The following is a 13485-nucleotide window of genomic DNA, read 5'->3' as shown; positions in this document are numbered from 1 at the left end:
GCGCCGTTGTTCGGACGGTCAGATGACCGCGACGACGAACTTCTCGCCGGTGCCGAGACGGCCGGCCTCAGCCGAGGACGCCCTGCTCCCGAGCCCAGCTCAGCAGGGCCGCCTCCGCCTCTTCACGGTCCAGCGGGCCGCGCTCCAGGCGCAACTCCTTGAGGTACTGCCAGGCCCGACCGACCAGTGGACCCGGCGGTAGGCCGAGCAGCTCCATGATCGCGTTGCCGTCGAGGTCGGGACGGACCCGGGCCAGGTCCTCCTCGGCGGCGATCCGAGCGATCCGCTCCTCCAGCGCGTCGTAGTCGGCCGCGAGCTGGGCCGCCTTGCGCCGGTTGCGGGTGGTGCAGTCCGAACGGGTCAGCTTGTGCAGCCGGGGCAGCAGGTCCTCGGCGTCGGTGACGTACCGGCGCACCGCCGAGTCGGTCCACTCGCCCCGGCCGTAGCCGTAGAAGCGCAGGTGCAGGCCGACCAGCCTGGTGACCTGCGAGGTGACGTCCTTCGGGTACCGCATGGCCTTCATCCGGGCCTTGGTGAGCCGGGCGCCGACCACCTCGTGGTGGTGGAAGCTGACCCGGCCGTCCGTACCGACCGCCTTGGTGGCCGGCTTGCCGACGTCGTGCATGAGCGCGGCCATCCGGAGCACGAAGTCGCAGCCGTCGGTCTCGTACGACACCACGTTGCTGACCACGGTGAGGGTGTGCTCGTAGACGTCCTTGTGCTGGGCGTGCTCGTCGATCTCCAGCTTGAGCCCGGTCAGCTCGGGCAGGAAGCGCTCGGCCAGCCCGGTGTCGACCAGCAACCGCAGCCCGGTGATCGGGTCGGCGCCGCAGAGCAGCTTGGTGAACTCGTCACGGATCCGCTCGGCGGTGATCCGGTCCAGGTCGGCGGCCATCCGGCCCATCGCCTCGCGCACGTCGGGGTGGACGGCGAAGCAGAGCTGCGCGGCGAACCGGGCCGCGCGCAGCATCCGCAGCGGGTCGTCGCCGAACGACTCCCGCGGCGTGCCCGGGGTACGGACCACCTTGGCGGCGAGGTCGTCCAGGCCGCCGTACGGGTCGGTGAAGCGGTGGTCGGGGAGGCTGACCGCCATCGCGTTGATGGTGAAGTCGCGCCGCTTCAGGTCGTCGGTGAGGTTGGTGCCGTACACCACGATCGGGTTCCGGCTGACCTGGTCGTACGCCTCGGCGCGGAAGGTGGTGATCTCCAGCTGCAGGCCGTCGCGCTGGGCCCCGATGGTGCCGAACTCCCGGCCGGTCTCCCAGATCGACTCGGCCCAGCCCCGGAGGATCCGCAGCGTCTGGTCGGGGTGCGCGTCGGTGCAGAAGTCGAGGTCGTCGCCGAGCCGGCCGAGCAGGGCGTCGCGGACCGATCCGCCCACCAGGTGCAACTCGTGCCCGGCGTCGGCGAACCGGCGGCCGAGCTCGTCGGCGACCGGCGAGACGCGGAGCAGCTCGGCGACCGCGTTGCGCTGCGCGGCGGTGAGCTCGCGGCGGTCGGCGGCGTGGGATTCGGAGGCAGCTTCGGACATGGGATCGCCAGCCTATCGGGCCGGGGCGGGATCTGGTCCGCCGGGCGCGGGTATGCGGTGACCGTTGACTAAGGTCTTGAGCGTGCGGACCGGTCCTCCGGCGCCGACGTACCCCTTGGAGGCTGGAGATGAGCGGCGGGCTCTACCGCAGCGCGAACGCCACGCCCGACGGCGCCATTCCGCCGACGGATGAGGCGACGTTCATCTCGGCCGAGCCGCTGAACCAGCCAGCGGTGGAGGCGACCGCGCCGCCGCCGGAGGTGGTCGGCGAGACCAGTGCCGCGGCGAACAGCGCGGTGATGGCGGTCGGCAGCCTGATCAGCCGGGGTACCGGGTTCATCCGGAACCTGATGATCGGCGCCGCGCTCGGCAGCCTGGTCGGCGACGCCTTCACGACCGCCCAGTTCCTGCCGAACCAGGTCTACGAGTTCCTGCTCGGCGGGGTGCTGACCAGCGTGCTGATCCCGGTACTGGTCCGGCGCCGCCGGGCGGACCCGGACCACGGTGAGGCGTACGCCCAGCGGCTGCTCACCCTGGCGGTGATCGCGCTGGCGGCGGCCGCCCTGATCGCGGTGATCCTCGCCCCGGTGCTGACCCTGCTCTACGCCAGCGGCAAGGACGACGACTACCGGGGCCTGGTCACCAACCTGTCCTACCTGATGCTGCCGATGCTCTTCTTCACCGGCCTCAGCGCGCTGATCGCCGCGGTGCTGAACACCCGGGGGCACTTCGCCGCGCCGATGTGGGCGCCGATCCTGAACAACCTGGTGGTCATCGGCACCTTCGGCCTCTACATCCTGGTGTACGGGGCGAAGGCCCTCCAGCCCGGGCAGCTGGGCTGGGAGCGGATCCTGCTGGTCGGTGGCGGCACCCTGCTCGGCGTGGCGGTGCAGAGCGCCGGCCTGCTGCCGGCGCTGCGCAAGGTGGGCTTCCGCTGGAAGTGGCGGTTCGACTTCCGCGAGCTGGGGCTGCGTGAGCTGGCGAAGCTCGGCGCGTGGATGTTCTGCTACGTCGCGGTCAACCAGCTCGGCCTCTTCGTGGTGGTCAACCTGCTCACCCGGGCCGCCGGCAAGAACGGCGACGGCGAGACGCGGGCCGGCATCCTGATCTACAACAACGTCTTCCTGCTGCTGATGATGGCGCACGGCATCATCGCCGTCTCGATCATCACCGCGCTGATGCCCCGGATGAGCGCCGCCGCCGCGGACGGGCGTTTCCGGGACGTCACCGCGGACCTGTCCCGAGGCACCCGGATGGTCACCGCGGTGCTCGCCCCGATCGCGGTCTGCTACGCGGTGCTGGCCGGCCCGATCTCCGTGGTCGTCTTCCGGTACGGCGCGTTCAGCGGCGACGACGCCGTGGCCACCTCCACCGTCCTGCTGGTCGCCGCGGTGGGCCTGGTTCCGTTCGCGATCAGCCAGCTCTTCACCTTCGCCTTCTATGCCCTGCCGGACACCCGCACCCCGGCGCTGGTCAACATCCCGGTGGTGGCGTTGCGGGTGCTGCTGCAGGTGGGGCTCTTCATCGCCTTCTCGGCCACGTTCGCGGCGGCCGGCATGATGCTCGGCAATGCCATCTCGTACGTGGCCGCAGCGGTCATCTCGGCGCTGCTGCTCCGCCCCAAGGTGGGCCGGATCGGGCTGGGCGGCATCATGCGCACCATGGGCAAGGTGGTCGTCGCCGCGCTCGGGGCGGCGCTGGTCGGCCTGGTGGTGGTGAACCTGCTGCCGGGCGACCCGGCGAACCTGAGCTGGCTGGCCGGGGTGGTCCAGCTGGTGATCGGTGGCGCGGTGATCGGGCTGACCTATCTCGGGCTGGCCATGGTGCTGCGGATCGGCGAGATCACCGAGGTGGTCGGGATGGTCCGCCGGCGCCTGGGCCGCTGAGTCGGGCGCGACGGGGTCGGCCGAGGGCGGTCGGCACGCAGTGTGAACGAGGATCACCAGCCTGGGGACACGCCTGTGGATAACTCCGCGTTTCCCCGGTGAGCAACCGAATCGGCCTGTGGACAACCAACCGTACGGATGAGCATGGCCGGCTGTTCGGGGGGAACCTGATCCGATGTCGCCGGTCGGCGGCGCCCGGGCTGGCCCGGGCGCCGGAGGCTTGTGGTGAACCTCTAGATTGGCCAGTACATGTGCCAGCAACGTGGGCGAGAACGGCCACGACCGGACAATTACCCAACATTCGGATGGTCCGCCGGGCGCGGCGGGAAGATGACATGTCGGGATGACGGGCAGTCCGGGTAAGGTCGCTCTCGACGGATACGGCAGACGGCCGGCGCCCGCGTCGGCACCATTGCCGGTTCCTTCGAAGGCGGAGCGGGAAGCCACATGCCCAGCAGCGTGGGTCCATCGATCGACACGATCACCGAGGGAGGACTGGTGACCCAGGTCGGCGAGGGTCAGGAGGCGGAGGAGACTGCTCCGCCCGTCATGACCTTCGGTGCTCCCACGGCCGGCGAGATCCTCGCCGAGCGGTACGAGCTGGTCGAGCACATCAACAACGACAGCGCCGGCCGGTTGGTCTGGCGCGGCGTCGACGTCATCCTGCGCCGGCCGGTCGCGGTCGTGCTGCGCTACCCGGGCGGCGAGCTGGCCACCGAGATGCTCCAGGCCGCCGTGGCGGCCAGCCGCGTCATCCACCCCAACCTGGTCGGCGTCTACGACGCGATCGACGAGGACGACCGGGCGTACGTGGTCCGCGAGTGGGTCGACGGCCACTCCCTGCGCGAGCTGGTCGCCGACGGTCCGCTCGACCCGGCCCGCGCGACGGCCATCGGCAACGCGGTGGCCAGCGCGCTCGCCGCAGTGCACGCCACCGGCATGGTGCACGGGAACGTCCACCCCGGCACGGTCATGATCAGCGACGACGGTCGGGTGGTCCTCGCCGACGCGCGCACCGACGGCGCGGACAGCCAGGAGAACGACATCCGGGCGGTCGGCGGCCTGCTCTACTTCGCGCTGACCGGCCACTGGCCGCACGCCGAGGCCCCGCTGCACGGCGCTACCGCCGGCCACGGCCGGGCCGCCATCCCGGACGCGGTCCGCGACGGCAGCGGCGCCATCGCCGCGCCCCGGCAGGTCCGCGCGGGGGTGCCCGCGTACCTCGACGACCTGACGATGGATCTGCTCGACGCCGAGATCAATTCGCCGTCGTCGGACGTGCTCGCCGCCGAGCTGGCCCGGCTCGACGTGCCGGCCGACGAACACTTCCTCGACCACGGCACGCTGCGCTTCACCGCCGACCCGGGCGACGAGCCGTCGCCGCTGGCCGCGGCGGGCGGCCGCAAGGTCGCGATCGGCATCGCCGGTCTGCTCGCGGTGGCCCTGGTCGGGCTGCTCATCGGGATCAGCGCGCTCGGCGGGGATGACAAGTCCCCGAAGACCGAGCCGGTGGCCCGCCCGTCGAACAGCACACCCGCGGCCGGCGAGCCCACTCCGGCCGCCGCCGCACCCGTCCGCTCCCTCGCGGTCGAGGACGTCCGGATCGTCGACCCGGACAGCAGGCTCCGGGACGAACTGGGCGACGCCGAAAAGGTCATCGACGGCAACGACGACAAGGGCTGGGGCACCGACACCTACACGAGCCCGAACTTCGGCAATCGGAAGAGCGGCATGGGGGTCTGGGTCGATCTCGGCTCCCCGCACTCGGTCAAGTCGGTGCAGGCCTTCCTGTCGGACACAGGTGTCACCGCCCAGCTCCTCGCGGGTACCGCCGACTTCCCGTCGACCTCCAGGGGCGACAAGGACCTGGTAAAGAGCTACAAGCCCGTCGGCGAGCCGTACACCGACTACGACGGCGTCACCATGACGTTCAACGCCTTCGACCCGGAGCAGAAGTACCAGTACCTGCTCTTCTGGATCACCAAGCTCCCGGCGGACGACATGCAGATCGACGTGCAGGAAATCAAGGTCCAGGGGTCGTGAGCCGCCTGCCGCGACCCCGGCACCGCATCCGACGGACGTGGTGATGGCCGGTCGCGGCGGGCGTACGCCCGATCCGGCGGCCGGCGACGCGGTGCCGGTGGTGCCGCCGCGACCGGTTCCGCTGGCCGCGGCCACCGACGTGGACCTGCTCCGCGCCCACGTCGCTGGGGACCGGGACGCCTTCACCGAGCTGTTCCACCGGCACCGCGACCGCCTCTGGGCGGTGGCGCTGCGGACCCTGGGCGACCGCGAGGAGGCCGCCGACGCCCTCCAGGACGCACTGCTCTCCGCCCACCGCGCCGCCGCCCGGTTCCGCGGCGACTCGGCCGTCACCACCTGGCTGCACCGGATCGTGGTGAACGCCTGCCTGGACCGGATCCGCCGGCGCCAGGCCCACCCGACGGTCCCGCTGCCGGACGGCACCCGCACCGAGGACGGCGGCCGGGGCGGCGTGGAGCCCGCCGCGCCGGCCCCCGACCACGACACCGCGCTGGTGGTACGCCAGGCCCTCGCCGCCCTGCCGATCGAGCAGCGGGCCGCGCTGGTGCTGGTGGACGTGCAGGGCTATCCGGTCGCCGAGGTGGCCCGGATCCTCGGCGTGGCCGAGGGGACGGTCAAGAGCCGCTGCGCCCGGGGCCGGGCCCGGCTGGCCGGCCTGCTCGGGCACCTGCGCACCGGTGCGTCGGAGGGCCCGTCGCACCCCGGCGGACGGGAGCTGCCCGACCCGGCGGACGTGCCCGGCGTCACCCCCGGGAACCGGGAGCGGGCCGAGGGCGTCCGATCAGGGTCGGGGCGATCCCGGCGGGACGCCCACCAGGAGGAGACGTGACGGCCCGGGAGTTCAGGGAGGTCGACCACGACCTGCTCGCCGACTACGTCGGCGGCGCGCTGGACGGCACCCCGGAGGAGGCCACCGTCGCCCGGCTCGTCCGGTCGGACCCGGCATGGGCCGACGCGTACGCCACCCTGGCGCCCGCCGTCGCGCAGGTCAGTGCCGACCTGGCCGGTTGGGGCGAGCCCACCCCCGAGATGCCGCTGGCGGTGCTGGACCGGCTCACCGCCGCGCTCGCCGGCGCAGGTCCGGCCGTCCCGGCAGCCGACGAGATCCCGGCCACCGCGGCCGTCACCACCGACACGACGACCACGGCCCACCGCCCGGACAGCCGCCCAGGCGGCCCGAAAGCCGGTGCCGGGACGGACGCTGCCACTCCCGGGTCGCCCGGCCGGGCCGGTCCGGCGGTCGTGCCGACGCAGGCCACCGGGCCGGTACGACGTACCGGAGGATCCGGGCCCGGCGAGGCCCGACCCGACCCGACCGGTCCCGGCCGGCGGCGTCGGCGCTGGACGCGGCTGGCGGGCCCGGTCGCGCTCGCCGCGGCGTCGCTCGCCGCGGTCGGCCTGGGGGTCGGACAACTCGTCGACCGGTCCACCGACGACGCGGCCGAGACGACCGCGGCCGCGCCCGCGCGCAGCGGAGCCGGGACGTGGTTCCGGTTCACCGGCGACCCGGAGCGCAGCGGCACCGACTGGACGCCGCAGACCCTCGCCGGCGGCTCCGCGGCCCCCCGGATCGCCAGCATCGCGCCGAATCTCCAGCCGGGTGACGGGTCGAGGGCGGAACCGGAGAAGCAGCGGTCGACGGCCGGCGGGCTGGACCGGCTCACCGACCGCTCGGCTCTGGGCGCCTGCCTCGGCGAGATCGCCGCCGCGCACGACCGCGGGCCGGTCGTCGTCGACCTGGTCGACTATGCCGCGTTCGAGGGCGAGCCGGCGCTCGTGGTCCGCTTCGCCGACCCGGCCGGGGAACGGTGGGCCTGGGTGAGCGGCGCCGAGTGCGGCGTCCCGGGATCCGGCGCGGACACCCGCTACCGGACGCGGGTAGGGTGAGGGCGCGGTCACCGGCCGTCCGTCGGCGCGTGACGTGACCCACCGGGTGACCGGCCCGGGAATCCCCACTTCGTACGATGGCGTTCTGTAGGTCAGTTGCCGGCGTCGCTGAGCCGCCGGCACTCGGATCGACATCGGTGCGCATGCCGGTGCCGAACACACACATCGGGAGACGGCAGTGGACGAGGTCCGCAACCTGATCATCATCGGCTCCGGGCCGGCCGGTTACACGGCGGCGGTCTATGCCGCGCGCGCCAACCTCAAGCCCCTCATCATCGAGGGTGTGCAGTCGGGCGGCGCGCTGATGACGACGACCGAGGTGGAGAACTTCCCCGGTTTCGCCGACGGCATCCTCGGCCCCGAGCTGATGGACAACATGCGCAAGCAGGCCGAGCGGTTCGGCGCGGAGTTCCTCACCGACGACGTCACCCGGGTGGAGCTGAACGACACCGGAATGATCGGTTCGGACGCGGTCAGCACGGTGTGGGTCGGTCAGACCGCGTACCGGGCGAGGGCCGTCATCCTCTCCACCGGCTCGGCGTGGCGGCCGCTGGGCGTCCCCGGCGAGCAGGAGTACCTGGGCCACGGCGTGTCGTCCTGCGCGACCTGTGACGGCTTCTTCTTCCGCAACCAGCACATCGTGGTGGTCGGCGGCGGTGACTCCGCGATGGAGGAGGCGAGCTTCCTCACCCGCTTCGCCGAGTCGGTCACCATCATCCACCGGCGCGACTCGTTCCGGGCCAGCAAGATCATGGCCGGGCGGGCGCTGAGCAACGACAAGATCAAGGTCGAGTGGAACACCACCGTCGAGGAGATCCTCGGCGACGACGGCAAGGTCAGCGGGGTCCGGGTGCGCAACGTGCACACCGGCGAGACCAAGGTGCTGGACGTGACCGGCGTCTTCGTGGCGATCGGCCACGACCCGCGCAGCGAGCTCTTCCGCGGACAGGTGGAACTGGACGACGAGGGGTACGTCAAGGTCCAGGCGCCCAGCACCCGAACCAGCGTGCCGGGTGTGTTCGCCGCCGGTGACGTCGTGGACCACACCTACCGGCAGGCGATCACGGCGGCCGGCACCGGCTGTGCCGCCGCCCTGGACGCCGAGCGCTTCATCGCCACGATCAGCGGCTGAACAACACCGAACGTAGTCCCGGAGGAGGGTCATAGTGGGAGCAACAAAGGTCGTCACCGATGCGAACTTCGCCACCGACGTGCTGAAGTCCGACAAGCCGGTACTGGTGGACTTCTGGGCCGAGTGGTGCGGGCCGTGCCGCAAGGTATCGCCGCTGCTCGAGGAGATCGCGGGCGAGATGGCCGACCAGGTCACCATCGTCAAGCTCAACATCGATGAGAACCCGGAGACCGCCCGTGCTTACCGGGTGATGTCCGTGCCGACCCTGACCATCTTCAAGAACGGCGAGCCGGTGCAGTCGATCGCCGGCGCCAAGCCGAAGGGCGAGCTGGTCCGGCTCATCGAGTCGGCGCTGTAAGCCCGTCGTACCCCCGGAACCCCGCACCCGATCTCCGGGCGCGGGGTTCCGTCTCTTGCGGGCCTGACCTGACCTGCACGAACTACGACACCCAGGGCAACCGGTCACGGTACGCTCCGTAGGCGTCCGCTAGGTAGAGCACCGTCGGAGGTCCGGTCTTCGGGGCCGTGACGCCCGCCAGCCAGCATCCGTGCAGAGGGGGTCGTGCGTGCGTCCGATCCGACCCGGTGACCAGGGGCCCGCGGTGACGGAGATCCGCACGGTCCTCACCGGCCTGGAGCTGCTGCCGTCGTCCGGCGCCGACGAGTTCGACGCCGACACCGAACGCGCCGTACGGGCCTTCCAGCAGTCCCGGGGCCTCAGCGTCGACGGCCGGGTCGGCGCCGAGACGTGGCGCGCCCTGGACGCCGCCCGCTGGCGCCTCGGCGCCCGCACCCTCTACCACGCCGTCCCCGAGCCGCTCACCGGCGAGGACGTCCGGTCGTTGCAGGAACGCCTGCTGGAGATGGGGTACGACGTCGGCCGCGCCGACGCCATCTACGGCATCCGTACCTCCCGCGCGGTGGCCCAGTTCCAACGCGAGGTGGGGTTGAAGCCGGACGGCTCCTGCGGCCCGCACACCATGGGCGCGTTGCGCCGGCTCGGCCGCAAGGTGGTCGGCGGACGCCCGCAGTGGCTGCGCGAGTCCGACGCGATCCGGCAGTCCGGGCCCACCCTGGTCGGCCGGACGGTGGTGATCGACCCCGGCCACGGCGGCACCGACCCGGGCGTCGTGGTGCCCGACGGGTCGCTGCGCTGGACCGAGGCGGAGCTGGTGCACGACCTCGCCAGCCGGCTGGAGGGACGGCTCGCCGCGGCCGGCGTACGGGTGCAGCTCACCCGGGGCCCGACGCCGGAGAGCTGCCTGCCGGACACCGACCGGGCGCAGCTGGCCAACTCGCTCGGCGCCGACGTCTTCATCTCGCTGCACACCGACGGGCACGCCAACCCGGAGGCCGAGGGGGTGGCCACGTACCACTACGGCACCGACAACGGCGTGACCTCGGCCACCGGCGAGCGGCTGGCCGGGCTGGTGCAGCGGGAGATCGTGGCGCGCACCGGGCTGCGGGACTGCCGTACCCACGCCAAGGCCTGGGACCTGCTCCGGCTGACCCGGATGCCGGCGGTACGCGTCGAGGTCGGCTACCTCACCTCGCCGGGCGACCGGGCCCGACTGGTCGACCCCCGGTTCCGCGACAAGGTCGTCGAGGCGATCGTCGCGGCGGTGCAGCGGATGTTCTTCCCGATCGAGCGGGACGTGCCGACCGGCTCGATCGACGTGAGCGAGCTGCGGGCGGTGGTGGCCGCCGGCGCGGTGGTCGACTGAGCGGCCGGCTCAGCCGGTGGTGGAGCGGGTGGCCGGGGCCGGCCGGACCGGGCGGAGCAGCGTCTCCGGGCTCATCGAGCCGAGCAGCTTCTCCAGCGCGTACTCGACGTCCGACTTCCAGCTCAGCGCGGTGCGCAGCTCCAGGCGCAGCCGGGGGTAGCGGGGGTGCGGCCGGACGGTCTTGAAGCCCACCGAGAGGAAGAAGTCGGCCGGGGCGACGCAGGCCCGGCTGGTGCTGTCGGCATCGTCACCGAACTTCGCGTCGCCGAACGCCTCGATCGCCTTGATCCCGCGCTTGGTGAGGTCCCGCGCCACGCCCTGGACGAGCATCCGGCCCAGCCCACCGCCGGCGAAGGCGGGCACCACGTTGGCGGTCATCAGCAGCGCCGCGTCGGCGGAGACCGGAGAGGTGGGGAAGGCCATCGAGCGGGGGACGTAGGCCGGCGGGGCGAACATGACGAAGCCGGCCGGCATGCCGTCGACGTACGCGAGCTTGCCGCAGGAACCCCACTCCAGCAGGGTCTGCGAGACCCACGCCTCCTTCTCCAGCCCCGGGTCGCCGGCCGCGCAGGCCCGCTCGGCAGAGACCGGATCGAGCTCCCAGTAGACGCACTGCCGGCACGATCGGGGCAGGTCTTCCAAGGTGTCGAGGGTCAGACTGACCAGACGTCGCGACATTGGCGCATCCCCACAATAGGCTCGGAGGTGAGACCAGCGCGGAACGTCGCCGCGTTTTCCTGCCCCCGACGAGCGATCGTACGCCGCCAGCCGACCGTACGGGAGGGGACGCGCGAACGCCCACCCGAGCCGGGTACGTCCGGTCCGGGATGTGGACGTCCTCACTGCCAGGAGGCCGCGGGTGGCCGACGGGGACTACGATCGAGCGACCGGCGTCCCGCGCCGCCATGGTCGCCGGCACCGCGGGTACCACACCGGGCGGGAGCCCGACCGACACCCGACGAGGTGATGTCATGACCGGCACGACGCTCGACGACTACACCGACCGGTATGCCCGGCGGGTCCGCGGGATGACCGCCTCGGAGATCCGGGCGCTCTTCGCGGTCGCCAGCCGGCCGGAGGTCGTCTCGCTCGCCGGTGGGGCTCCCTACATCGCCGCGCTGCCGCTGGACGCGGTCGGCGAGATGCTGGGCAAGCTCGGCTCCGAGCACGGCGTCACCACCCTCCAGTACGGCATCGGCCAGGGCACCCCGGAGCTGCGTGAGCGGATCTGCGAGGTGATGGCGCTCTCCGGCATCGACGCGTCCTGCGGCGCCTCACCGGAGGACGTGGTGGTCACCGTCGGCGGTCAGCAGGCGCTGGACCTGGTGGCCCGGCTCTTCCTGGACCCGGGGGACGTGGTGCTCGCCGAGGGTCCGACGTACGTCGGCGCGCTCGGGGTCTTCCAGGCCGCCCAGGCTCAGGTGGTGCACGTGCCGATGGACGACGAGGGGCTCGTCCCGGAGGCGCTGGAGGTGGCGATCGCCGACCTGGCCCGCGCCGGCCGCCGGGTCAAGTTCCTCTACACCATCCCGACGTACCAGAACCCGACCGGCGTGACGCTGAGCGAGGAGCGGCGCGAGCGGGTGCTCGACATCTGCGAGCGCGCCGGCCTGCTCGTGGTCGAGGACGACCCGTACGGTCAGCTGGGTTTCGAGGGTGAGGCGCCGGCGCCGCTGCGGGCCCGCCGCCGCCACGGGGTCTTCTACCTGAGCACGTTCTCCAAGACCTTCGCACCGGGCCTGCGGGTCGGCTGGATCCTGGCCCCGCACGCGGTCCGCGACAAGCTGGTGATCGCCAGCGAGGCGCAGATCCTCTGCCCGAGCGGCTATGCCCAGGCCGCCGTGGCGACGTACCTGTCGACCATGCCGTGGCGCGAGCAGCTGAAGGTCTACCGCGAGGTCTACCGGGAGCGCCGGGACGCGATGCTGGCCGCGCTGGAGGACCTGATGCCGGCCGGCACCACCTGGACCACGCCGGCCGGCGGCCTCTTCGTCTGGGCGAGCCTGCCGGACGGGCTGGACTCCAAGGCGATGATGCCCAGGGCCATCGCCGCCCGCGTCGCCTACGTCCCGGGGACCGGCTTCTACGCGGACGGCTCCGGTACGGGGAACATGCGGCTCAACTTCTCCTTCCCCTCTCCGGAGCGGATCCGGGAGGGTGTGCGCCGGCTGGCCGGCGTGATGGAGCAGGACATCGCGATGCGCAAGGTCTTCGGGGCGGTCACCCCGGCCGGTCGGCGACGGGGCGGCTCGGATGCCCCCGGCCCCGACTTGGCATGATTCCGGCATGGCTCACACCTCCGACGAGCGACCTGACCTGACCGACCCGCGCGTGCTGGTCCTCGCCGGCGGCCTCTCGTACGAGCGGGACGTGTCGCTGCGGTCCGGCCGGCGGGTGCTCGACGCGCTCCGCGCGGTGGGGGTGGAGGCGGAGCTCCGCGACGCCGACGTCGCCCTGCTCCCCGCGCTGGCCGCCGACCCGCCGGACGCCGTGGTGATCGCGCTGCACGGGGCCACCGGCGAGGACGGCTCCCTCCGCGGCGTGCTCGACCTCTGCGGCGTGCCCTACGTCGGCTGCGACGCCCGCGCCTCCCGGCTGGCCTGGGACAAGCCTTCGGCGAAGGCGGTGCTGCGGGAGAACGGCATTCCCACGCCCGACTGGGTGGCCCTGCCGCACGACCGCTTCTCCGAGCTCGGTGCGGTGGCGGTGCTGGACCGGATCGTGGACCGGCTGGGGCTGCCGCTGATGATCAAGCCCGCCCAGGGCGGTTCAGGCCTGGGTGCCGCCGTCGTCCGCGACGCCGCGGCCCTCCCGGCCGCGATGGTCGGTTGCTTCGCGTACGACTCGACGGCGCTGGTCGAGCGGTACGTGCCCGGGATGGACGTGGCCGTCTCCGTCGTTGACCTCGGCCAGGGCCCGCAGGCCCTGCCCCCGGTGGAGATCGTGCCCCGCAACGGCGTCTACGACTATGCGGCCCGCTACACCGCCGGGCGAACCACCTGGCACGCCCCCGCCCGGCTGGGCCCGGCCGTAGCCGGCACCGTCGCCGAGGTGGCCCTGGCCGCGCACACCGCGCTCGGGCTGCGTGACCTCTCCCGGGTCGACCTCATCGTGGACGCCGACGGCCAGCCGCACGTGCTGGAGGTCAACGTCTCGCCGGGGATGACCGAGACGTCGCTGCTGCCGCTGGCGATCCAGGCGGCCGGGCTGGACCTCGGGCGGGTGCTCGGGGCACTGGTGAGCCGGGCCGCCGCCCGCCGCTCCTGACCCGGGCCAACTTTC

Annotated in this window: 11 protein-coding genes; 9 read left to right on the top strand and 2 right to left on the bottom strand. The window is 72.7% G+C overall.

Going from position 1 to position 13485, the window contains the following annotated elements; genetic code table 11:
• Positions 1 to 67: 67 nt before the first annotated feature.
• A complete protein-coding gene (locus tag AC5RWQ_RS04790; protein ID WP_494281501.1) occupies positions 68 to 1531 on the bottom strand; it encodes a CCA tRNA nucleotidyltransferase in 1464 nt (487 codons plus the stop codon).
• 128 nt (positions 1532 to 1659) lie between these two features.
• Between AC5RWQ_RS04790 and murJ the strand changes: the two genes are divergently transcribed.
• The 7 genes from murJ to AC5RWQ_RS04755 all read left to right on the top strand — a co-directional run bounded on the left by murJ (position 1660) and on the right by AC5RWQ_RS04755 (position 10203).
• Complete coding sequence (gene murJ / locus AC5RWQ_RS04785; RefSeq protein ID WP_494281500.1) at positions 1660 to 3417, top strand: murein biosynthesis integral membrane protein MurJ; 1758 nt, start codon at positions 1660 to 1662, stop codon at positions 3415 to 3417.
• A gap of 447 nt (positions 3418 to 3864) precedes the next feature.
• Positions 3865 to 5460 (top strand): protein kinase family protein, encoded by a 1596-nt coding sequence (locus tag AC5RWQ_RS04780; protein WP_494281499.1) that lies wholly within the window; start codon positions 3865 to 3867, stop codon positions 5458 to 5460.
• Positions 5461 to 5503: 43 nt separating this feature from the next.
• Entirely contained in the window at positions 5504 to 6289 is a 786-nt protein-coding gene (sigM, locus tag AC5RWQ_RS04775; protein WP_494281498.1) for an RNA polymerase sigma factor SigM, read from the top strand.
• On the top strand, positions 6286 to 7347 hold the full coding sequence (locus AC5RWQ_RS04770; protein WP_494281497.1) for an RsmA family anti-sigma factor: 1062 nt from the start codon (positions 6286 to 6288) through the stop codon (positions 7345 to 7347). The genes sigM and AC5RWQ_RS04770 overlap by 4 nt, the downstream gene beginning before the upstream one ends.
• Before the next feature lie 178 nt (positions 7348 to 7525).
• Positions 7526 to 8479 (top strand): thioredoxin-disulfide reductase, encoded by a 954-nt coding sequence (gene trxB, locus AC5RWQ_RS04765; protein WP_334492428.1) that lies wholly within the window; start codon positions 7526 to 7528, stop codon positions 8477 to 8479.
• 34 nt (positions 8480 to 8513) lie between these two features.
• Positions 8514 to 8837 (top strand): thioredoxin, encoded by a 324-nt coding sequence (gene trxA, locus AC5RWQ_RS04760; protein WP_334492429.1) that lies wholly within the window; start codon positions 8514 to 8516, stop codon positions 8835 to 8837.
• A gap of 208 nt (positions 8838 to 9045) precedes the next feature.
• Positions 9046 to 10203: an N-acetylmuramoyl-L-alanine amidase gene (locus AC5RWQ_RS04755; RefSeq protein ID WP_494281496.1), complete on the top strand. Its 1158-nt coding sequence runs from the start codon at positions 9046 to 9048 to the stop codon at positions 10201 to 10203.
• Between the two features lie 9 nt (positions 10204 to 10212).
• Here the strand turns inward: AC5RWQ_RS04755 and AC5RWQ_RS04750 are convergent, their stop codons facing one another.
• The gene (locus AC5RWQ_RS04750; RefSeq protein ID WP_334492433.1) at positions 10213 to 10881 is read right to left on the bottom strand and encodes a GNAT family N-acetyltransferase; all 669 of its coding nucleotides are present in this window, start codon (positions 10879 to 10881) and stop codon (positions 10213 to 10215) included.
• Between the two features lie 293 nt (positions 10882 to 11174).
• Here AC5RWQ_RS04750 and AC5RWQ_RS04745 point away from each other — a divergent pair, with 293 nt between their 5' ends.
• Together AC5RWQ_RS04745 and AC5RWQ_RS04740 are read left to right on the top strand one after the other, a co-directional pair.
• Positions 11175 to 12482, top strand: a complete 1308-nt coding sequence (locus AC5RWQ_RS04745) for an aminotransferase-like domain-containing protein (protein WP_494281495.1) — start codon at positions 11175 to 11177, stop codon at positions 12480 to 12482.
• Positions 12483 to 12489: 7 nt separating this feature from the next.
• On the top strand, positions 12490 to 13470 hold the full coding sequence (locus tag AC5RWQ_RS04740; RefSeq protein WP_494281494.1) for a D-alanine--D-alanine ligase family protein: 981 nt from the start codon (positions 12490 to 12492) through the stop codon (positions 13468 to 13470).
• Positions 13471 to 13485: the final 15 nt, after the last annotated feature.

Source organism: Micromonospora sp. BS32 (genome assembly GCF_059089345.1).
This window is presented reverse-complemented; position numbering and strand designations above follow the sequence as displayed.

Bases quoted from the DNA above. Each gene is read 5' to 3' on its own strand.
- AC5RWQ_RS04790 (WP_494281501.1), bottom strand. From the start codon at position 1,531: ATGTCCGAAGCTGCCTCCGAATCCCACGCCGCCGACCGCCGCGAGCTC.
- murJ (WP_494281500.1), top strand. From the start codon at position 1,660: ATGAGCGGCGGGCTCTACCGCAGCGCGAACGCCACGCCCGACGGCGCC.
- AC5RWQ_RS04780 (WP_494281499.1), top strand. From the start codon at position 3,865: ATGCCCAGCAGCGTGGGTCCATCGATCGACACGATCACCGAGGGAGGA.
- sigM (WP_494281498.1), top strand. From the start codon at position 5,504: ATGGCCGGTCGCGGCGGGCGTACGCCCGATCCGGCGGCCGGCGACGCG.
- AC5RWQ_RS04750 (WP_334492433.1), bottom strand. From the start codon at position 10,881: ATGTCGCGACGTCTGGTCAGTCTGACCCTCGACACCTTGGAAGACCTG.
- AC5RWQ_RS04745 (WP_494281495.1), top strand. From the start codon at position 11,175: ATGACCGGCACGACGCTCGACGACTACACCGACCGGTATGCCCGGCGG.
- AC5RWQ_RS04740 (WP_494281494.1), top strand. From the start codon at position 12,490: ATGGCTCACACCTCCGACGAGCGACCTGACCTGACCGACCCGCGCGTG.